At 66.2% G+C, this 20,177-nt stretch carries 12 protein-coding genes; 8 read left to right on the top strand and 4 right to left on the bottom strand.

The features are described from left to right. Positions 1-116: 116 nt before the first annotated feature. Complete coding sequence (locus OXG83_06765) at positions 117-5,111, top strand: PKD domain-containing protein (protein ID MCY3964719.1); 4,995 nt, start codon at positions 117-119, stop codon at positions 5,109-5,111. Positions 5,112-5,138: 27 nt separating this feature from the next. Here OXG83_06765 and OXG83_06760 read toward each other — a convergent pair whose 3' ends face one another. After that, positions 5,139-6,692 (bottom strand): methylmalonyl-CoA carboxyltransferase, encoded by a 1,554-nt coding sequence (locus OXG83_06760; GenBank protein ID MCY3964718.1) that lies wholly within the window; start codon positions 6,690-6,692, stop codon positions 5,139-5,141. Positions 6,693-6,846: 154 nt separating this feature from the next. On the opposite strand from OXG83_06760, the gene OXG83_06755 reads away from it, so the two are divergent. Genes OXG83_06755 through OXG83_06745 form a run of 3 tightly spaced genes read left to right on the top strand, consistent with a single transcriptional unit; the run spans position 6,847 to position 9,081 of the window. Continuing rightward, positions 6,847-7,233 carry a BlaI/MecI/CopY family transcriptional regulator gene (locus OXG83_06755; GenBank protein MCY3964717.1) on the top strand — a complete coding sequence of 129 codons (387 nt, stop codon included), beginning with the start codon at positions 6,847-6,849 and terminating at the stop codon, positions 7,231-7,233. Further along, on the top strand, positions 7,230-8,456 hold the full coding sequence (locus OXG83_06750) for a M56 family metallopeptidase (protein MCY3964716.1): 1,227 nt from the start codon (positions 7,230-7,232) through the stop codon (positions 8,454-8,456). Before OXG83_06755 ends, OXG83_06750 begins: the two co-directional genes overlap by 4 nt. Positions 8,457-8,511: 55 nt before the next feature. Beyond that, on the top strand, positions 8,512-9,081 hold the full coding sequence (locus OXG83_06745) for a hypothetical protein (GenBank protein ID MCY3964715.1): 570 nt from the start codon (positions 8,512-8,514) through the stop codon (positions 9,079-9,081). Here the strand turns inward: OXG83_06745 and OXG83_06740 are convergent. The 3 genes from OXG83_06740 to OXG83_06730 form a co-directional block, all read right to left on the bottom strand. Continuing rightward, entirely contained in the window at positions 9,071-12,139 is a 3,069-nt protein-coding gene (locus OXG83_06740; GenBank protein ID MCY3964714.1) for a carboxypeptidase-like regulatory domain-containing protein, read from the bottom strand. The two genes, OXG83_06745 and OXG83_06740, sit on opposite strands and share 11 nt — an antisense overlap. Positions 12,140-12,236: 97 nt before the next feature. Then, the gene (locus OXG83_06735) at positions 12,237-13,214 is read right to left on the bottom strand and encodes a hypothetical protein (protein MCY3964713.1); all 978 of its coding nucleotides are present in this window, start codon (positions 13,212-13,214) and stop codon (positions 12,237-12,239) included. A gap of 200 nt (positions 13,215-13,414) precedes the next feature. Further along, the gene (locus OXG83_06730) at positions 13,415-13,876 is read right to left on the bottom strand and encodes a hypothetical protein (GenBank protein MCY3964712.1); all 462 of its coding nucleotides are present in this window, start codon (positions 13,874-13,876) and stop codon (positions 13,415-13,417) included. Between the two features lie 275 nt (positions 13,877-14,151). On the opposite strand from OXG83_06730, the gene OXG83_06725 reads away from it, so the two are divergent. The 4 genes from OXG83_06725 to OXG83_06710 all read left to right on the top strand — a co-directional run bounded on the left by OXG83_06725 (position 14,152) and on the right by OXG83_06710 (position 20,167). Further along, entirely contained in the window at positions 14,152-15,024 is an 873-nt protein-coding gene (locus OXG83_06725; GenBank protein ID MCY3964711.1) for a hypothetical protein, read from the top strand. A 156-nt stretch (positions 15,025-15,180) separates the two neighbouring features. Further along, a complete protein-coding gene (locus OXG83_06720; protein MCY3964710.1) occupies positions 15,181-16,551 on the top strand; it encodes an amidohydrolase family protein in 1,371 nt (456 codons plus the stop codon). Positions 16,552-16,603: 52 nt separating this feature from the next. Continuing rightward, positions 16,604-17,890: a TIGR03435 family protein gene (locus OXG83_06715; GenBank protein MCY3964709.1), complete on the top strand. Its 1,287-nt coding sequence runs from the start codon at positions 16,604-16,606 to the stop codon at positions 17,888-17,890. A gap of 30 nt (positions 17,891-17,920) precedes the next feature. After that, complete coding sequence (locus OXG83_06710; GenBank protein MCY3964708.1) at positions 17,921-20,167, top strand: DUF5916 domain-containing protein; 2,247 nt, start codon at positions 17,921-17,923, stop codon at positions 20,165-20,167. The last annotated feature ends 10 nt before the right edge of the window (positions 20,168-20,177 follow it).

The following is a 20,177-nucleotide window of genomic DNA, read 5'->3' as shown; positions in this document are numbered from 1 at the left end:
GTCACACAACCGTCATACACACCCGTTAACTTGCTGGTTTGAACGCCGTAACATCTACGCGGCTCGCAGGGTGTCGACGCGCGGCTCTGCCGTTCGCCTTGGCGGCGGTCGCGTCGTTGGCGTCAGCTCCAACGGCGCAGGCCCAACGGCTTCTGACGCTGCTTTCGGGCGTCGGAGAAGCGGCATCGGTGGGCGGCCCGGGTCCTTCGATCGGGCCGGTTCCGACAGCCGTGCAGGTGGACCTGGAGTTACTGCGCGCCGCGCCGGTGCGGCTGGAAGTGCCGACGCCCGACGGCAGCGTCCTGTCGGCGGAACAAAGCGTGTTCGAGGACCGTGGTGGCGGTGACCTGATGTGGTCCGGCGGTCAGCCTGAGGCGGGTTACGACACGGTTGTGCTGACGGTTGAGGGCGGCCGTCTCGTGGGCCGATTCGGGGCGGCGGGCGGCGGCGTGTACCAGATCCACGCGGAGCGGGACGGCCGGGGCGGCATGGCGCCGATCGTCGGGCCGGGCCTGGACGCGCCCGAGCCGTGGTGCGCGGTCGAGGCGGGTGCGGAGGACAGCCAGGGCATTCATGCCCAGGGCCTGACAGGAGCCTATGCGGCGGATCTACACCAGCGCGTGAGCAATCCGCAGAGCCACGACAGGCTGGACATTCTGGTGGCGTACACGGCCACGGCGGCCGCGAACTGGACGGGCCGCGGCGGGGCGCAGGCAGCGATTCGCCACGCCGGCGACTACCTGAAGATGGTGTTTCGGAACAACGATCTGCCGGTCGAGCCGCACATCGTGCACATCGCGCAGGCGTCGACCGCTCTGGACCGGGCGGGCAGAGACCTGGGCTGGCACGAGCGCCAGACGCGCGACCATCCCCTGTGGGTACGGATTGACCGCGACGGGGAACTACTGCGCCTGCGCCACGAGCACCGGGCCGACCTGGTGCATCTCTTCACGGGCGAGAGCCCGCTTCTGCTCTGGCCCGCCTGCGGCTCGGCCAGACTGCTTCGGAAGGGCGAAGACGCACAGGGTTTCTCGCACAAGGCCTACGGCTGGACCACGAACCACTCGCTCTGCGGGGACTACGCCGTCGTGTTCGCGCACGAGATCGGCCACGGGCTGGGCGCTCATCATGATCCGCCCAACGCCGGGTCACCACCTACGCGGTTCAGACCTTACGCCCTCGGTTACGCCAACTTTGACGTGATGCCGAGCGTGGGCACGGCGATGAGCTACCGGGGCCAGGTCGAGCCGTTCTTCTCCACGGCGCGGATCCGGCCATACGGCGCTGTGGTCGGGATCGCCGGCGAGCAGGACCAGGAGCGGTTGCTGCAGGAGACCCTCCACATCGGCGTGCGCTACAGCGACTACCTGATGTCGCTAGAGGGCCTTCCAGCGGCGCCGAGCCGTTTGAGAGCCTGGTTCGACGGTGCGTCCGTCCGCCTCGCCTGGCGCGACAACGCGCCGGACGCGGACGGCTACGAGTTGGGGTACAGGGTACTGAGGGACGACCAGTGGAGCGCCGAGTCGCTCGTGACGCTCGAAGACCGCACTGAGGCGACTCTGCCGATGGAGTGGACTGAACCGGGAGGGCTCTACGAGTTCTGGGTCAGGGCGGCGAAGGGCGAAAGGCGGTCTCTACGCAGCGGCATCGCGACGCTGGCCGTCCCCGCCGAGCCGATCGAAGCGCCATCGGACGTTTTCGTGACGGTCGCGCCCCCCGAGCTGGGATGGGTCGAGGTCCACTGGACCGACAACTCGGACAGCGAAGCGGGGTTCGACGTGCAGCTGCTGCGGGACGGCGAGGTGGTCGATCGGAACCAGGCGGCGGCGGACAGCGCGCGTTCCGAGTTTCACAGTCGCCGCGGGGCGCTTCAAGGTGGCGCCGAGTACGAAGCGCGTGTGTTCGCCTACAACTCGTCGGGCTACTCCGAGAGCAGCGAGACGGCGACTTTCCGCTGGACGATCCCGGACGCGCCCCAACCAGTCACCGACCTGGTCGTGTCCGCCACCGGACCGACGACGGCACGCGTGACCTGGGTGGACAACTCGGAGAGTGACTTCTACTTCGTCGCTGCGAGGCTCCCAGGCTGGCACGATGGCTTCTATGTCAGGGACGGTGTCGGGCGGGCCGACCTGGAGAGCCTTGCCCGCGGCGGCCGCTACACCTTCGAAGTGCATCCTTCCGGCTTCAGTTCCGCTGGTGCTCTGGCGTCCCGTTTCCCTTTGACGCTGGGCCAGCGCGGCACGGGCCCGCGGGCACCCTCGGAATTGTCCTGGGCGATGACTGACGACGGGCGGGTCCGTGTGAGCTGGAAGGACAACTCGAGCGACGAACTGGGCTTCGAAGTCCAGTCCTCCACAGCGGGTAGCGACTCCTGGAAGAGGTTGAGCACCGTCCCTCCGGACACCGAATCGGTCGTCGTCTCCCACTCGTTGCTGGTGCGCAACCTCCGAGTCTTCGCCTACAACGAGCGTGGGTTTTCGGCAAGTGCTCCCCAGGTGCCCGGAGTGCCGAACGTAGTGTGGATGACGGCCACCGCCGGCGACGGGGAGGTCTGTTTGTTCTGGACGGTGAGTCCCGAGGAGTGGGCGACCAGGATGCAGGTGCGCTGGAAGCCCACGGCCGCGCTTCCGTTCGATGACACTGTCGACACCTGGACGGATCTTCCGGCCCTGGGCCATAAGCACGGCATGGAGTACATCGTGCCGGGCCTTGAGAACGGCACGGAGTACACGTTCGCGGTGCGCGCCGCGACGGCGTTGGGCGCGGGTCCGGCGAAGACCCTGACGGCGACTCCGCTTGCCCTACGAAAGGCCTCCTTCCGGCTCGACATCCCCTGCGGCGAGGAGTTGTGCCGGACGGTTACCGGCGCGCCCGTGTCGTTCGTGGACACGAGCGGCGGCACCGTGACGGAGAGGCGCTGGAGTTTTGGCGACGGCGCCGGGTCTGACCAGCGATCTCCGACGCACGCCTGGTCTTCGCCCGGTTACTACGACGTGACGCTGACGGTCAGCGACGGATCGAGTTCGGGCTCGGTGACGCGCACGGTGCTGGTGGAGGCGGCGGTACGCGCCGGCTCCTGCCAGGCCGATCCGGAGACGCTGTGCCTGCAGGACTCGCGCTTCGAGGTGAAGCTGGACTGGTGGAGCGCGGCCGGCCAGCCGGGTGCCGGCCGCGTCGTTCAGGCGGGCACCAACGTAGCGGGGCTGTTCCGGTTCTCCGACTCCGAGGACTGGGAGGTGCTGATCAAGGTGCTGGACGGCTGTGCGATTAACGAGCGGATATGGGTGATGGGGGCTTCGACGACCGGCCTGGGGTACCGCGTACGGTTCACCGACACGGTAACCGGCGAGTCGCGGTCGTACGCACGCGAGCCCGGCGGCCTGGCGCCGGTGATCGTGGATCGGGAGGCGTTCTCCGGGGGCTGCGGCGCCGTCACGGCGGCCGGTGCGCCGTCCGTCGGGAATCTCGTGCGCGAAGGAACGTCCGGCCCGTCCGCGCAGGAGCCGGAAGCCTCCATGCCCGCGGTCGTTGCTTCGGAGCAGGTAACGGGCTGGTGCGAAGCTGACCCGATCAGGTTGTGTCTGCACAACCGTCGTTTTGAAGTACAAGCCGGCCTGATCGTGGACGGAGAGTACAAGGAGGGCAGGGTCGCCCGGGCGGGAACGGACGAGTTCGGGATCTTCTACCTGTCCGACCCCGAGAACTGGGAGGTGCTCGTCAAGGTGCTGGACGGCTGTGCGATCAACGGGCACTACTGGGTCCTCGCTGCCGCGGCAAGCGATCAGTGGCTTTCCCTGGCCGTGGTGAACAGGGTGGGAGGGCTGGTCGGGGTCAAGGGCTACGCGGCGCGGAGCCGGCCGATCGTGGACACGGAGGCCTTTCCCGGGCCCTGCGCTGCTGGCAGTTCGCCGCGTGTTGAGAACTTGACCGCCACCGCCGGCGATGCGGAAGTCAGTTTGACCTGGCTTGCCCCCTACGTTGAAACGGTGACCGGGATGCAGGCGCGCTGGAAGGCCTCAGCCGATCTGCCGTTCGACGACGCGGTTGACGCCTGGACGGAACTGCCGGCCGCGGCTCGGGAGTACACGGTGAGGGGTCTCAGGAACGATACGGAGTACATGTTCGCCGTGCGCGCCCTGACGGCGTTCGGCGCTGGCCCGGACGCCATCGTGACGGCAACGCCGCGCTACGTGCCCCCCAGGGCGTCCTTTGTCGTCAACGTCGAGTGCGTCGATGATCCCTGCCGTGTACGAACCGGAGAGGAGATCAGGTTCACGGATACCAGCACTGGCGACGTGAAGGAGTGGCACTGGAGTTTCGGTGACGGCCCCACGTCGGATCTGAAGTCGCCGACGCACGCGTGGTCCTCGCCGGGGCTCTACGACGTCACGTTGACCGTCAGCGACGGTTCGACCTCGGACTCGGCGACTCGGGCGTTTCTAGTGGAGACACCGCCACGCGTGCCCCTCAAGGCTTCCTTCCGGCTCGACATTCCGTGCGAGGAAGACCTCTGCCGGACATTCACGGACGCGCCGGTGTCGTTCGTGGATACGAGCGGCGGCAATGTGACGGAGTGGCGCTGGAGCTTCGGCGACGGCGCCACGTCGAATCTGCGATCGCCTACGCACGCGTGGTCTACACCGGGGTTCTACGACGTGACGCTAACGGTCGGCGACGGTTCGGCTTCGGACTCGGCGACGCGGACAGTGCTGGTCGAGGCGGTGGTGCCTGCCGGTTCCTGCCGCTTCGATTCGGAAACGCTCTGCCTTCAGGACTCGCGCTTCGAGGTGAGGGCGAACTGGTGGAGCGGGGACGGCGAGTCCGGACCCGGGCGGGTGGTCTACGCGGGCACCAACGACTCGGGCCTGTTCCGTTTCTTCGATCCCCTGAACTGGGAGATCCTGATCAAGGTACTGGACGGCTGCGGCATCAACAGGCGCATGTGGGTACTGGGCGCTGCAACGACCGATCTGGGGTACGGGATCGTTGTCACCGACACGGTCACCGGCGAGTCGCGGTCGTACGAGAACGAGCCGGGCCGGCCGGCGCCGGCGATCATTGACACTGACGCCTTCTCAAGGCCGTGCGACGGCGGCGAAGGCCACTGAAGGTGTGACGCCCGTGAGATCAGCTAGCTACGGCCGGTAGCTGGGACCCGTCGCCGGCCCGAGCAACTCCGCCGCCACCACGCGCCGCGCCTCGCGGATGAAGTCCACTAGCAGCGGCCGCGTGTCGCGTGGGTCGATGATCTCCTCGACGCCGAAGGCGTGGGCGTTGCGGAAGGGGGACGAGATGGCAAACAGCCGCGCTTCGATCTCGGCCCGCTTCGCCTCCGGGTCCTCGGCTGCCTCGATCTCGCGCTTGTAGGCGATCGCGGTGCCGCCCTGGATGTGCATCGAGCCACCATGCGCCGAGGGCCAGGCGTAGCGGCGGTAGAAGCCCTGGCCGCGCCAGTGCAGGCCGCCGGCGACCCCGTAGAGCTGGCGAACGACGAAGCAGATGTACGGCGTCCGGCTGGAGTTGAGTGCCGTCACGACGCGGGCGCCGGCCCTAACGATGCCGAGACGTTCCTGCGCGGGTCCGACCGAGAACCCGGGCTCGTCGGCGAAGTAGACGAGCGGCAGGTGGAAGGTCTCGCAGAGTTCCAGCAGCCGGAGCATCTTCTCGCCGGCCGCGATGTCCATCGAACCGCCGTTGAAGCGCGGATCGTTGCTCATGACCCCGCAGGGGATGCCGTCGACGCGGGCCAGGCCGGTGATGCGAGCCTGGCCGTACAGCGGCCCGATCTCGAAGAAACTGCCCTCGTCGACGACGGCCTCGATGATCGCGTGCGGATCGTATGTCCGGCGCCGGTCCTGCGGCACGACGGACAGCAGCGACTCGGCGCGCCGGTCCGGATCGTCGTCCGGCGTCCGTTCCGGGGGCGCCTCCCAGACGCTTGAGGGCAGGTACGAGAGGAACCGGCGCACCTGGGCGAGCGCGCCGGCCTCGTCCTCGGCGAGGTTCATGACGACGCCGTTCCTGATCTGGGTGCGCTCGTCGCCCAGTTCTTCCTTCGTGATGCGTTGGCCGGTCGCCTGCTCGACCACCTTCGGCCCGCCGACGAACACCTGGCTCGTGCCCTTGACCATGACGCTGAAGTGGCAGAGGCACGCCTGCACGGCAGGCAGACCGGCGACCGAGCCCAGGACGGCCGACACCACCGGAACGGCCTGCAGGAGATGGGTCGACACGTCGGTTCCGGCGCCGCCGGGCAGGTAGGTCCTGCCGATCTGTTCGAAGGTCTTGACGCTGCCGCCGGTCGCGTCCAGAAGGCGGACGAACGGGAGCCGACTGCGCAGCGCGAACTGCTCGGCGAAGCGGCTCTTGTTGCCGATGTTCGCGTCCGAGGCGCCGCCGCGGATCGTGAAGTCGCCGCCCGAGAAGGCGACCTTGCGGCCGTCAACGTGCACCGTGCCGACGACCATGTTGGAGGGCTTGAGCGCGGCCACCGTACCCTCTTCCCAGGTCGCCGTACCGGCCAGCGCGCCGATCTCGTGGAAGGTCCCCGGATCCGCGAGCAGGTCAACGCGCTCCCGCACCGTCAGCTTGCCGCGCCCGTGCTGGAAGGCCACGCTGTCGGCGCCGCCCATCTGCTCGGCCATGCGGCGCTGCCGTTCGATCTCCTTGACGTCGTCGTTCCAGGTCATCGGTTGCTCCGGTACGGATGGGCGGGATTCTCTCATTCTGTGGTGTCTGTCGGTACGTCTAACGTGAGTGTTGATTTTTCAGCACCCGTCGACTATGGTGTCTTCAGGACGTCGAAATGGAGTCTTCAAGACAGTGCCTCGGATGGGCGACGCGATGGTGAACGAGCTGCCCCAACTCAGCAGACGAGAGCGTGAGGTGATGGACATCGTCCATGAGTCCGGAGCCGCCACCGCGGTGCAGATCCGCGAACGCATGGCCGAACCGCCCACCTACTCGGCTGTGCGTTCGGTGCTGCGTATCCTCGTCAACAAGGGGCACCTGGTGAGTGAGCAGGACGGCGCCCGCTACCTGTACTCGCCCACGGTCCCGGCTGCTCGCGCGCGACGGTCGGCGATGCGGCACGTCTTGAGGACGTTCTTCGGTGGCTCGGTGGAGGGTGCGGTCGCTACGCTCCTGGAGCTTGAGGACGCAAAGCTCAGCCCGGAAGAGCGAGCGCGCATCGAGTTGCTCATCGACTGGGCGTCGAGAGAGGGCCGGTGAGCGATTTCTTCATGACGGCGGAGTTTTCGGGTCTGGCGGATCTCGTCGTCCGGGCTACGGTCTTGCTGCTTGTGGCTCTGGCTCTTCAGTGGCTGACTCACAAGGGACCGGCACTGACGCGCCATAACTTGTGGACGCTCACATTCGCGCTCCTGCTGATACTGCCCGCCCTTAGACTGTTCGGCCCTTCCTGGGATGTGGCCGTCCTTCCCCAGGCTGGCGGACCGGCCGACGCGGCCGCGGCTGTCACAGAGCTTGTGCCCCCGGTCCGTGTAGCTCCCGCGGCCAGGGGGACGGCGGAACCCCGCTCTTCCGGGAACTTGACCCGGTTGGCCTTCCTAGTCTGGGTGACCGGCTGTGGAGTGGCACTCGTCTCCGTTGGTGTGGCAGCCCTGCGGTTCCACAGGCTGGCTCGTGTCGCGCTGCCCGTAGAGAATGAAGCCTGGCTCCGGCAGTTGGAGGCGCTACGGAAGCAACTGGCCATCCGCGCGGAAGTGAGGCTCGTTCAAGGCAAGGAAGTCGTGACTCCGATGACGGGAGGTGTATGGAAGCCGGTCATCCTGCTCCCGGTTTCGGCTGCGAGCTGGTCTGAAGAGCGGTGCCGCATCGTCCTTGCTCACGAGCTGGTCCACGTTCGCAGGCGTGACGCTCTCCGGCAGCTCGCGGGCCGTGCTGTCCTGGCCTTCTACTGGTTCCACCCCTTGAGTTGGGTGGCGTCGGGTCTGGCTGCTGCGAGACGCGAGGAAGCCTGCGACGAGAAAGTCCTGTCGTTCGGGGTGCGGCCGTCGGAGTATGCAGGGCACCTTCTCTCGCTCGCTGAGGGCAGGGCTCCAGTTCGGGCGGTCCTGTCACTGCCGATGGCACAGCAGTCGCGGCTGGAGAGGAGAATCAGGGTCGTTCTCAATCCCCGTCGAGCGGGCTCCGGCGCCGCGCTGGCTACTGCGGTTACCGCCTTGGCCGCCGGCGTCACTACCGGAGTCTTCGCTTCGGTCGTCGACCCGATCCGCCACGAGATCGCGCCGTACACAGGGTCGATGGTCGCCGACGCATCAGATCCAGAGGACCGAAAGGTCGGAGACGACCAGGAAGACTGTTCGTCCGCTTCGGATGCGGACCGACCTTGTGGTCGGCTCTTCGTCGCGCCCGTGTTCGACAGCGACATCGACCGGCAGATCGCAGAACTGAAGGCCGTGAAGGCAGGGCTTGGGACTTCGAGCCGGTAGATTTGTGTCTGCCCCGCCGCCAACTCTCGCAGAGGCTCTTGTAGACCAGCGACAAGTGGGCCTTGTCAGCCTCGACGGTAGCGGCGCGATCGTCGCGTCGAATGCCCGCGGGCGCGAGATCCTTCGCGAGCAGGAGGGGGACCTCTTTGAGCGCGACGGGAAGCTGCGAGCTCAGCGACCGGCGGATTCCGAAGCTCTGGAGCGCCTTGTGGTACCGGCGGTCGGCGGCGAGATGGAGTCCGGGGCCGGTGGGTTTGCGACGGTCCGCGCCTGGCCGAACAGGCGTCCGTTGACCGTCTACGTCAATCAAGCCAACGCCAGTGACACGGGCGTCGCTGCCATTGTCGTGATGCTGGACCCCTGGCGCCGGATTCGGCCAAGACCGGAGCAAGTCGCGAAGTCACTCGGGTTGACGCCCGCCGAGAGTCGCGTCGCGGTGTCCCTTGCGGAGGGACTGACGATACGTGAGATCGCGGACAGCACGAACCGGCGCGTGGTCTCCGTCCGTTCGCTCGTTCAGCAGGCTCTCTCGCGGACCTGGACTTCAAGGCAGGCGGACCTGGTCAGACTGGTGTTGTCCAGTTCCCACTTGCCGATTGCGCAGTCGGACGACGTCAGGCGTTGATCTCCACTTCTGTGGCACGCCCGCGTTCGACCCGTACGATACGCGAGCCACTACCCCAGTGCAGTGTGTAGCTCCCGCTTGGGAGGTTCGAGATGGTCTCGCCGACCTGGAAGGTCCGCGCTCCGCCGAACCAGAGACGGAGAGAGCCGAGGTTCCAATCGCCGGGACCGGTGATCTCGATCGGTGCGCCTGGCGCGACGCCCGTGAGGACAAGCGTCGCCGTTGACTCGAAGGGATCCAGCACTACTCCTTCGTCAAGAGCCTGACGTAGATCCCGCCAATCGCTCAAGACCCAATGCCCGCTGGCACGGCAGGCGACCTGTAGTCGGCGCGAGAGCGGCGGCGAGAGCTTCTGTCTTGCCATGCCGCCAGTGATCTGCAGAACGTGAGACACGCCCGTATCGGCCTTGACGAAACAAAGGCCGCTGCCGCCTCCTTCAATGTAGATGGCGACTTCGTCGTTCGGCGGATCGTTGACAAGGACCAGGTCCACCGCCTCCCTGCGGCCAGTCCGCAACTCGACGTCAACGAGGTGGGAGCGCAGATCACGCAGCCGGGCGCGCAACTGGTACGTGCCCGGAACCAGACCCGTGATCTGGAAGCGCCCGACTTCGTCGGCGACCACGGCTCGCCGGCTGGGAAAGACGTCCACGGTCGCGTGCGTAGCCGGCGCTCCACCCGCTTCAGTTACGATCCCGACCAGGGAGACGCCGCCGTAGTCGAGATCCAGCACCACGTCGCCCCCCGCGCCATCCGGGACTTCAACTTCCCTGACATCCTGTTGTCCGCCCGATAGAGGCATCCAGATCACTTCCCAGTTGCCGGGAAGCACCGCCTCGATCCGGTAGCGGCCCTCGCCGTTCAGCATGGCCTGCCTTTCCTGCGGCCGGTTCGATACGACCTGCGTCCTCGGCAAGGGGCCTCCGCGAGTGATGAGGCCGCCTTCAGGCAGAGCTGCCCGCCCCTTCTGCTGCCAGAGCAACATGCCGTCTCCCGCCTGGTCGCCGAGCGTCACTCGGCCTGTAACGGTGACCGTGCTCCGGTCGCAACGAATCGAAACACCGCCGGTTTCGTCCTGCTCGTCCCATTCGCACACAGGCACGCCGTCCTCAAGGACCTGAAGCGCAAAGGCACCGTTCGGCACCCTCTCGACCAAGGCCTCGCCGTCGACGAGAGCGACTCGAATGAACTGCCTCGGATTCCCCACGAGCCCCGTGTCGACGACGACCTCACCCCGGTCTACGTCGGTTCGAACGCGGACGCGGCGTCCCCGTGAGAGTTCCACAGTTCCCGCGTCGACCCATTCAACCGCTTGCGCCTCTACTTCGAACTCCATGGGCGCGAACCCCTCTGCCTCCACCCGGAGCGTGGAGACGCCGCCGTCGAGACCGAACAGTTCGAAGTAGCCCTCAGCGTTCGTGGTCACGCGGTCGACGTTGCCAAGCGCCCACGCCATCAGCGGTCCCATCTCGGACGAGCGCACGCGGGAGATCGATGCCCCTGCCACAGGTACGAAGTCCGGGCTGAGGACGTAGCCCGAAACCCAGGCCGAGGCCGAGGCAGCAACGACTCCCAGATCCCGAACCTCTCCGGATGACCCGTTGACGCTGAGGCGCCTCGATCCGGCGTTACCGGCGGACAACTCCAACGAGTACGCGCCGGCGGGCAGATCGATGGAGAATGAGCCATCCGGCGCCAGCGGTCGATGGCTGCTCATGTTGTCGGTTTCGCGCCGAGCCACGAACCGGCCACCGGCCGCGGGCGTGAGCCCGTCGGCGGCCACGTAGGTGCCCTCGACGGTGAACGCCGGTTCGAGTTCAACGACGAAGGGCTCCTCGCCCGTTTGCCCCGCACCGTCGGGCAACTCCACGCTGGCCGAAATGTAACCCTTGGCCTTGACCAGCAGGCTCCGCCCGAGGACTAGGCTCACTAGAACCGCGCCATCTTCGCCGGCGGCCGCCCACTCGCCTCCTGCCGGCTGGACGGAGGCATTGTGGACGGGCAACCGGCTGTCCCGGTTGACGATCTCCAGCCACACATGCTCGGGCGAAGCAAGCACAATCGAGCCAAGGTCGACCGAGTGGTCGAGATCCAACTGCCTGGAGTAGGCGAGGTTTCCGCCATCGGTGCGCAGGAGTGCGGTCCCCGGCGAGAACCCTGTAAGGCGGAAGCGGCCGTCGGCTCCCGTCTTTCCCGTATGGCGCTGCATCAGGCCGCCGCCGTTCGGAATCCAGGAGAGGCCGAGCAACCGTGCTTCCGCTACCGGGTCGCCTGCGACGTTGACAGCCACACCGGTCACTGCGTAGCCCGGGCCTAGTTCGACGACGGCCGGCACGTCCTCGAGTCTCTGGAAGGCCGCCGCGGTGCGTGCGGGGCTGCCGACGACCACTAGCGAGCGTTCGGATTCCGCTATCGCCAGGTTGCCTTCGCCAGCGTCGTCCGTGAATTCGAAGGCGAGGAGCTCGGGCGCGCGCCTGTCGGCGAATCGGCCAGGCTGCACCAGAGAGAGACGCGCACCGGCAAGCGGCGCTCGGTCAGCAGTCACCTGTACGGAGACACCGGCTGCGGGCAGCAACACCAGTTCAACCGTGTCCTCCTCCAGGGATACGTCTCGCGGGCGGGAAAGTCGTCCTTCGGCGCGAGCCTGCAACCTCCACTGCTCGGCGCCGCGGGGCAGGCTTAGCAGACCGGAGTCGGTTGCCCAGGTCGGCAACAGGCTGATCGGCGTTTCGCGCCACATCTCGGCCGGCGCCCCGATGATCTCGACTCCGTCAGGCAGACCGGTGCCGCCGTCTGGCGGATCGTTGTCCGTTCCGGGGGACGTCACCCGAATCGACAGCCGGGCGCTTCCGGAGGGGTTGGTCTTGCAAGCGCCGGCGGCATCCTCACCGGGAGCGACGCGGTGCGGAGGGCAGGCCTCGTTCCACGCCCAGCAATGCGTGGGGCTCCGTTCTCCGGCAAGCAGGTTCGGGTTGCTCCAGATCTGGGTCGATCGGCTGCCCGGGATCGGTTCCAGGGGATACGCGCGCCGATCCCCGTCGATGCAGAGAATCTGCATCCGGCCATCGCCGATTGCCGACCCGTCCTCAGCGTGTATCGGTCCCAGGCTTGCACCGACCGCCAGGATCACGGCCGCTGTGCGTACAGGTACCAACTCAGCTTTCAGGAGGTCCGATTAGAGCTTCGAACACGTCTGCCGGCCGCGCCAGCGCGCCCGCGAACCCCGTCAGGAGGACGATGGCCCTATCTCCGCGTAGATCGGCCCGTAGCCGCGTATCGGCGAACCTCGATTCGACGGCACAGGGAAGCGTGGTCACGGCGGTCAACTCGTCGGCACGCGCCTGGACGAGATCCCAGCACACCCTGCCGAGTGGAGGATTCGTGGCGCTATAGGTTGCGACCGGTTGCGAGTCGGGGCCGGACTCCGGGGATTCCAGAACGATGCTTCCCGGCCCGCCGGGCACGTGGCGAACGAAGAAGTAGATGTTGCCCGACCCGTCCGCCAGGAGTTCGTCGATCACTCGGCGGCGCGCCAACCACCCTATTCTGAATGCAGCCTTCCCGAGCATGGACCGCTTTCCCTCTTCCAACCCGCAGCCCGCGTCGGCACCGAAGGTGTCCGCGCCCAGGCTCTCCAGGAGTTGGCCCGACCGGTCGTAGACGAACACGCCTGGTTCGAGTCCGGGCACCACAAGGACCCGCTCATCGGAGATGAGGCGAATCACGGACACGCCAACATGCCAGCATCGCCCCATGGCTTCTCCGTCGTCCCGGGTGGGCAGGAGCCTCTGCGGCTCGGAATCCCCATCCTTGAACAGCCAAGCGGTGTGATCCTCCCAACCGCCGTTTTCGTCGCGGCTGAGGCCAACCACGGCTGTCCGATCACCACGTCGGTCCACATCGCCGACGATCTCGATGGCTTTCAGAGTGTCGAGGTCGCCTTCCCCCTTCAGATAGACGCCGAAGACGCCGCCGGCAAACGCCACGCTTCCTGAACTGCTACCGCCGACGCGGCTATAGCTCTCAAAGCCGCGGTGATAGCCGCCGGCACCCGTCAGGGAGGCTTCGAGTACGCCTGCCTGGTCCCCGATGCGCCATAGGTAGACGCCGCCCCCCTCGACGCCGAGCAGCAACCGACCTTCGTCCAGCCAACGAAGGTCCGCCGTAAGCGCCAGAGCCTCGGGTAGAACGATCGGCCTCAGGCGCTCAAACATTGGGCCCTGACCTCCCGCCACTGCCGGGAAGCACACAATGAACGCCCAGGCACCCGACAAAGCAACCGTCTTCAGCGGCCGACTCCGGTGGAGACGGCACACCTTGCCGTGGCGCAATGTCACGGAGCGGGAGCTGGTTGCAGGACCGGGGCTGTGGCAGAGCGCCGCGCAGGAAGAACCGGCGGACGCTGCCTCGGATCGAGGGCATCAGACAAACCTGGATCTTCCGAACAGCCGCGCTCCATTCGCAGGAACTCCACAATCGAGTTCCCGGTCGGGGACGCCTCGCCGCGATCCAGCCAACCATCCGCATCGTACGACTCTGGCGAGAGCGCAGCGAGCTCAGTTCCAAGCGGGGACGCTGCACCACCGACGTCCTCGAGCTTGTACACCACGATCGAGCCGACGCAGATCGAGCAGCCGTCACCCGTCCCGGCGCAGGTCAGGTAGTCGTCCGACCAACTGGAGTTCGCGTAGTCGAAGCAATCGTCAATCGGATCTCCGGCGGCGGGTGTCACCGCGAGAATGCTTGAAACGAGATACGCGCCAAGCGCGCCACGAACCCATCCGGCCTTCGTCATCCAGAATCCTCCCTGTTGCTTGGATTACCCCAACCGCGGTGTGCTGACCGCATGCAGCTTGGAAGTTACTTGCGCCCCTGGCGAACCGCCAACCTTCATTTACAGGGGGTCATTTGCTTGTTGCGCCTCCCTGCTCGGGGCGCAACACTGGCTTTCATTCTCCGATACGCAATGGCCAGACAGCGTTGCTGCGGGAGTGACTACGTTGCTTGCCACTACGGCCTAGTCCTCGGGGGACACACCCGGGCTGGGCCCTTCTCAACAAGGGGAAGAAGATGAGGAAGTTCGCGTTGATGACGGCTAGTGCCGGTCTACTCCTGGCTCTCGGATGTGCTGGTGGTGATCTGCAACAGCCGGAACAGATCGAAGAGCTCGCCGCGGCTATGGCCGAGGAATCAAGAGACGTAAAAACAGTTGCGGTTTCGATTACCTCCTTGGGCCTTACGAGCAACAAGGGCGAGAACACCAAGGAAGTCTACGTTCTCGCGCTCTATACGGACGGAAGCGAAGCCGCAGGCGCTAGGACTGGCTACCGACCATCACTGGGTCCAGTACAGGACCTTGGCTCGTTCTCACTCGCGGCGTCTCCCATTTACCGTAACATAACGGTGGACAATCCCGTGTCTCTGAGTGGCAGCGGACTAGTTCTTTATCCAAACCTGAATCCGAACGGCTACTTGATGGTTCATGTCTTCGTGATCGAGAGCGACGACGGCGCGAGGAGTATTGGGAACGTAATGCAGGAGATATCGGGCAAGGTGTTGGAGGGGGATCTCGCATCCACCGTTGCCACGGGGAAGGAGGCGTTTGGCGTAGTTACGCAAGCTACAAACCTCTTGTCGTTGATTCTGGAAGCCAACAGGGACGATGCGTTGCTGGAGCATACGCACGCCGGCTTCCATTTCAATGGTTATGGTACGGACGAGGGAAGCGTGTTCGAAGTTGAGAACGAGAAGATAGGATTCGAGCTTAGTGTCGTTGTGGACGACGGTTCCATTTGCGTCGGCGATGAGAGGGAGAGGAATTGTGGTAGTCACGAAGATTGCCCTGAAGGTCCATCCACGCGGGGACTGGTGCCTGAACCAGTAGACCAGGGTGCCGGACCGGGGCCCGAGGGACGAGATTGCCGGCTTGGCGACGAGGCTTGATGGCGCGGCTCGAAGTGAGGACGTATGAGAGCGGAGGACGGCGGTCGAGGGATCACTGAGAAGTACCGACCGGTGACGTCGGTGGCTTGGCAGCCTTCAGGAGGAGGTGCGGGGAGGGGGACCGCGAGCGAGTCCGGCTGGTAGCCTGCCCTCACCATGACGGGGAACGTCGTTGTTCCGGTTCTCGCACTGCCGGCGATCGCCCTTCTCGGGGCTTGTGGTTCTGAGACGGAGTTGGTAGAGCCCGCCGACTTGGCGATCGTCGGCGCCCAGCTCATCGACGGCACGGGTGGCGACGCCGTCGTCGACGCGGTCATCCTGATCGACGACGGACGCGTGCGGGCGGCCGGTCCGAGCGACGCCGTCGAGGTGCCGGGCGGCACGGAAGTCGTCGATGCAGCCGGCAAGACGGTGATCCCCGGCTTCGTCGACCTGCACGCACACTACGGCGGTCCTGTGGAGGCCACGGAGCAGGCGCTCCGGTCGCAGCTTTACTACGGCGTCACCACCACCCGCAGTATCGGCTCGGACAGCCCGGAGAAGGTGGCCCTGATGCTGGAGGCGAACGCCGGACGGCCGGACCTGCCGCGGGCGTTCACTGCCGGCCTGGGCTTCTCCTACCCGGGCGGCTTCAACTCGGGCTTCACGAACACGCCGACGACGGAGGAAGAGGCGCGCGCGATGGTTCGCGAGCAGGCGGCGCTCGGTGTTCACTTCACGAAGATGTGGATCAACGAGGTCGCGGAACCCGGCCTGAAGGTCCCGCCGGAGATCCGGGCCGCGATCGTCGACGAGTCCTACCGGAACGGGCTCATCCCGGTTGCCCACATCAACGAGGAGGCGGACGGGGTCCAACTCCTCGAGGTCGGCCTGAACGAGTTCATGCACACCACGGTGCGGACGTTCGGGCCGGGCGGCGGTGTGCCGATGGAGGATCCGGTGCCCAGTCAGGCGTTCCTCGACCTGTGCCTGGAGAAGGACTGCGGCTTCGCGCCCACCCTGTCGATCGTCCAGAACGCCTGGCACTTCGCCGAGCATCCGGAGTTGCTGGATGATCCGGAACTGCGCGCGGTGATGAACCCGCGTGTACTTGAGCGGTGGAGCGACGCGGAAACCCGCGAGGCCGTTCTCGCGGCGGATGGCTTCGAGGGGCGCAAGACCTCCTTCCGGCACATGCAGGACTTCGTCAAGACGCTCCACGACCACGGCATCCAGGTGGCGCTCGGTACCGACAGCGGCACGCCCAACGTGCCGATGGGGTGGGGCACACACCACGAACTCGAGCTGTACGTGGAGGCGGGTCTCACGCCGATGGAGACCCTCGTCGCCGCCACGGCGACCGGCGCCGGCCGGATGCCCCCGGTGGGCGAGGCGGACTTCGGGACGCTCACGGTCGGCATGAGCGCGGACCTGATCGTGCTGAACGCCGATCCGCTAGTCGACATCCGCAACACGCTGCAGATCGACAGCGTGATGCTGCGCGGCGAGTGGGTGTACCGCGAAACCGCGCGACGTTCAGTACCGTAGTCCTGCACAAGGGCCCTCGCCCAGAAGGATTGAGACCAAGCGAGGTACGACGATGCCGAGGCCAATGATCGGAGTCCTTGTCAGTCCGGTGATGGCGTTGATGCTCGCGTGTGGAGCAGGTAGCGAGCAGGAGGGCGGCGAGCCAGTGTCCGCTGCTTCCAGCGAGGATCTGAGCTGGGCGGCCCCGAACCCCGACGCGCCCGGCCCGGGAGACCTTGCCCCCGCCCTTGCCATCGAAGAGACGCTGAATGGTCCCGCCGAGGGAGATGCTGAGTGGGTGGCACTGAAGGGTAAGGCGACCGTTCTGGAGTTCTGGGCCACCTGGTGCGCGCCCTGTGTCGACGTGATCCCGCGCCTGAATGAGCTGGCCGAAGAACTGCCTGCGGAGGACATTCGCTTCGTTTCCATAACGGACGAGGAAGCAGGGACTGTCAGGCCGTTCCTAGAGTCGATCCCAATCTCCGGCGTGGTCGGCCTTGATCTCGACAGATCCGTCTTCCAGGACTATGGAGTTCTGTCGATACCGACGACGTTTCTCGTGGACAACGAAGGGATGGTTCAGGCAGTCACCCGGGCGCATGACCTGACCAGGGAGGATCTGCTCGACCTGATCGCGGGCCGTCGCCCTGATGTTCCTGAGTTGGAGGACCTCGACGCGATGCTCGAGCTAAGGGCGCTCGATGAGCTGACCGCTCGCGCCGACAGCGACCATGTTGTCGTGAGGGGCTCGAGAGGCGAGCTTCGCATGCTCTTCGCACCGACGGAGACGGCGGAGTACGCAATGAGTCGAAGTCCGGATGAGGTCCGGATGGTCGCGGCCGATCCGGCCCTGATCCTCCGCGCTGCCTACGGTGTTCGACCGGGCCGGTTCGTGATGGAAGCAGAGCTGCCTGAACAGAAGTACGACGTCGCGGTGATGACCGGCGGAAGACCCGAGCTCGTAGAACCGATGTTTCGCCAGATTGTCTCGGCGGGTCTGGGAATCGACGCCGTTTGGGAAGAGCGAGTAGTGGATGCGTACGTAGTCGGCCAGAAGGGTGAGCCAAAGCTCAAGCCCCTTCCCGATTCCGCACGGTACGGCTATTCGGTGTCCTCGGACTCGCTTGGGGCCACAGACCTGGATGGTCTCGTGGACCAGGTCGCCCGTCTGTTGGAGCGCCCAACCGTAAATGAGACGGGCATCGCGGGTCGCTACCAGATCTTGGTGAAGTTCGATGCGCCTGAACCGGAGGCCATCTTCAGGGCGATCGAGGACACATTGGGGCTGACGGTGGTTGAGGAGAAACGGACGGTCGAGATGCTGGTGGTTCGGGAGCGCGCTCCGGGAGAGCCGGGGTAGGCGCGGGCAGGCTGGTAGCCTGCCCGCACCATGAGTAGACCCGCCGCGCTTCCGGTGCCGGCAGCGCTGGTCTGCTGCTCGCTGGCGCTCCTCTACCGGTTCTCGTCCGGCGTCGCCGTAGCCCAGGAGGAGCCGAGCAGGCCGACCCGGACGGCGGTCGTCACGGCGGTGTCGGAGCCGATCCTCCTCGACGGCGTCCTGGACGAACCGGCGTGGCAGTCGTCGGCCCGGATCGGCAACCTGGTGCAACGCATTCCGACGGAGGGCGCCGTGCCTAGCGAGCGTACGGAGGTCACCCTGCTGCGCGACGCCGATCACCTCTACATCGGCGTGATGTGCCACGACTCCGAGCCGGGCCGAATCCTCGCGTCGCAGATGGCCCGCGACGCATCCCTCAGGCCCGACGACTACGTCGAGCTGTTGCTCGACACGTTCCGCGATCAGAGCAACGCCTACTACTTCTCGACGAACCCGAACGGCGCCCTGGTCGACGGCCTCGTGTTCGCGAACGGCGAGACGAACGAGGACTGGGACGCCATCTGGAACGTCGCGACGCAGCGCTCGGATCAGGGCTGGAGCGCGGAGTTCGCCATCCCCTTCAAGAGCCTGAACTTCCCGCCGGACGGCACGGTCTGGGGGTTCAACTTCAGCCGGAACATCCAGCGGAAGTTCGAGGAGGCGCGCTGGGCGGGCGCCCGTTTCGACGCGCAGTTCTTCCAGGTCTCGGAGGCGGGCGAGATCTCCGGCCTCGGGGGCCTGGAGCAGGGCCTCAGCCTGGACATCCGGCCGTTCGTCGCGGGGCGCTGGGACTACAGCGCCGGCAGCGGCGAAGACAGCCTGCGCGGCAAGCCCGGCCTCGACCTCTTCTACAACGTGACGCCCAACCTGAAGTTGACGGCCACCTTCAACACCGACTTCGGCGAGACCGAAGTCGACGCGCGCCAGATCAACCTGACCCGTTTCTCGATCTTCTTTCCCGAGAAGCGGTCCTTCTTCCTGCAGGATGCCGGCGTCTTCAACTTCGCGACCACCGGCGTCAGCCAGCCGGGAGGCATTCCCAGCACGGGAGCGGAAATCTTCCCCTTCTTCAGCCGCCGCATCGGACTGCTGAGAGGCCGGGAGGTGCCGCTCGACTACGGTCTGAAGCTGACCGGCAGGGTGGGCCGGACCGAAGTCGGCGTGCTCAACGTCGGCACCCGCGACACCTCCTTCGTAGATGACCAGAGCCTGTTCGTCGGACGGGTTCGGCAGAACTTCTGGCAGCAGTCGTACGTCGGCGCGCTCGTTACGAGCGGCAACCAGGCCGTCGCGACGGACGCCACCACGATGGGTGTCGATCTTCGCCTGGCCACCTCCGACATCCTGGGCAGCGGCCGGAACTTCGTCTTCAACGCCTGGGGACTCGAGAGCGACAACGAGGGAGTGTCGGAGAACGATGCGTCATTCGGCTTCGCGGCCGCGTTCCCGAACGACCGGTACGACGCCCAGGTGCAGTGGCGCGAGATCCAGGAGAACTTCGATCCCGCGCTCGGATTCGTTCAACGCCGCAACGTGCGGATGCTGCGGCTCGGCGCCAGCTTCAACCCGCGGCCGAAGAACCAGTGGCTGGGCATCCAGCAGATGTACCACGACATCTTCTACACGGAGTTCACCCGGCTCGACAACGGCCTGGTCGAGAGCCGGGACTTCTACTTCACGATCGTCGACTGGCACTTCCAGTCGGGCGACTCGCTGCACAGCCTGTTCGACGTGAACCCGACCTACGAACGGCTGTTCGAGCCCTTCGAGATCTCCCCCGGCGTGGTTCTGCCGCCGGGAGAGTACGACTTCACCCCGCTCCGGATCTTCTTCACCTCGGCGCAGAAGCGCAGGCTCCAGGGGAGCTTCGGGGTCACCTTCGGCAGCTTCTGGTCGGGAGACGCGGAGACCTACAGCGCGAGCCTCCGGTACTCCGCGCCGCCACGGCTGACGATCCGCGTCGAGGCGAGGCAGACCTTCGCGCGGCTGCCGCAGGGCGACTTCGTCGCCAGGATCCACCGGGCGGAGTTCAACTACGCCGTCTCGCCCAGGCTGTCCTTCGCGAACGTGCTGCAGTTCGACAACCGTTCGGGCAACCTCGGCTTCCAGGGCCGGGTGCGCTGGACCCTCGAGCCGGGCAACGACCTGTTCTTCATCTTCGGTCAGGGCTGGGTGCAGGAGGTGGGCGAGCGCGGCTCTGACTTCCGCCAGCAGGACTCGAGGCTGGCGGTGAAGGCGCAGTACACCTTCCGCCTGTGACAGCATGCCG

The sequence above is a fragment of the Acidobacteriota bacterium genome (genome assembly GCA_026707545.1).
Classification (GTDB): Bacteria; Acidobacteriota; Thermoanaerobaculia; order Multivoradales; family Multivoraceae; genus Multivorans.
The sequence above is the reverse complement of the archived record's forward strand: the minus strand, read 5'-3'. Positions and strand labels throughout refer to the sequence as shown.

Excerpts from the sequence above, each read along its gene's own strand:
- OXG83_06730 (MCY3964712.1), bottom strand. The coding sequence starts at position 13,876 with ATGACGAAGGCCGGATGGGTTCGTGGCGCGCTTGGCGCGTATCTCGTT.
- OXG83_06740 (MCY3964714.1), bottom strand. The coding sequence starts at position 12,139 with ATGCAGATTCTCTGCATCGACGGGGATCGGCGCGCGTATCCCCTGGAA.
- OXG83_06720 (MCY3964710.1), top strand. The coding sequence starts at position 15,181 with ATGACGGGGAACGTCGTTGTTCCGGTTCTCGCACTGCCGGCGATCGCC.
- OXG83_06760 (MCY3964718.1), bottom strand. The coding sequence starts at position 6,692 with ATGACCTGGAACGACGACGTCAAGGAGATCGAACGGCAGCGCCGCATG.
- OXG83_06755 (MCY3964717.1), top strand. The coding sequence starts at position 6,847 with ATGGTGAACGAGCTGCCCCAACTCAGCAGACGAGAGCGTGAGGTGATG.
- OXG83_06710 (MCY3964708.1), top strand. The coding sequence starts at position 17,921 with ATGAGTAGACCCGCCGCGCTTCCGGTGCCGGCAGCGCTGGTCTGCTGC.
- OXG83_06725 (MCY3964711.1), top strand. The coding sequence starts at position 14,152 with ATGAGGAAGTTCGCGTTGATGACGGCTAGTGCCGGTCTACTCCTGGCT.
- OXG83_06715 (MCY3964709.1), top strand. The coding sequence starts at position 16,604 with ATGCCGAGGCCAATGATCGGAGTCCTTGTCAGTCCGGTGATGGCGTTG.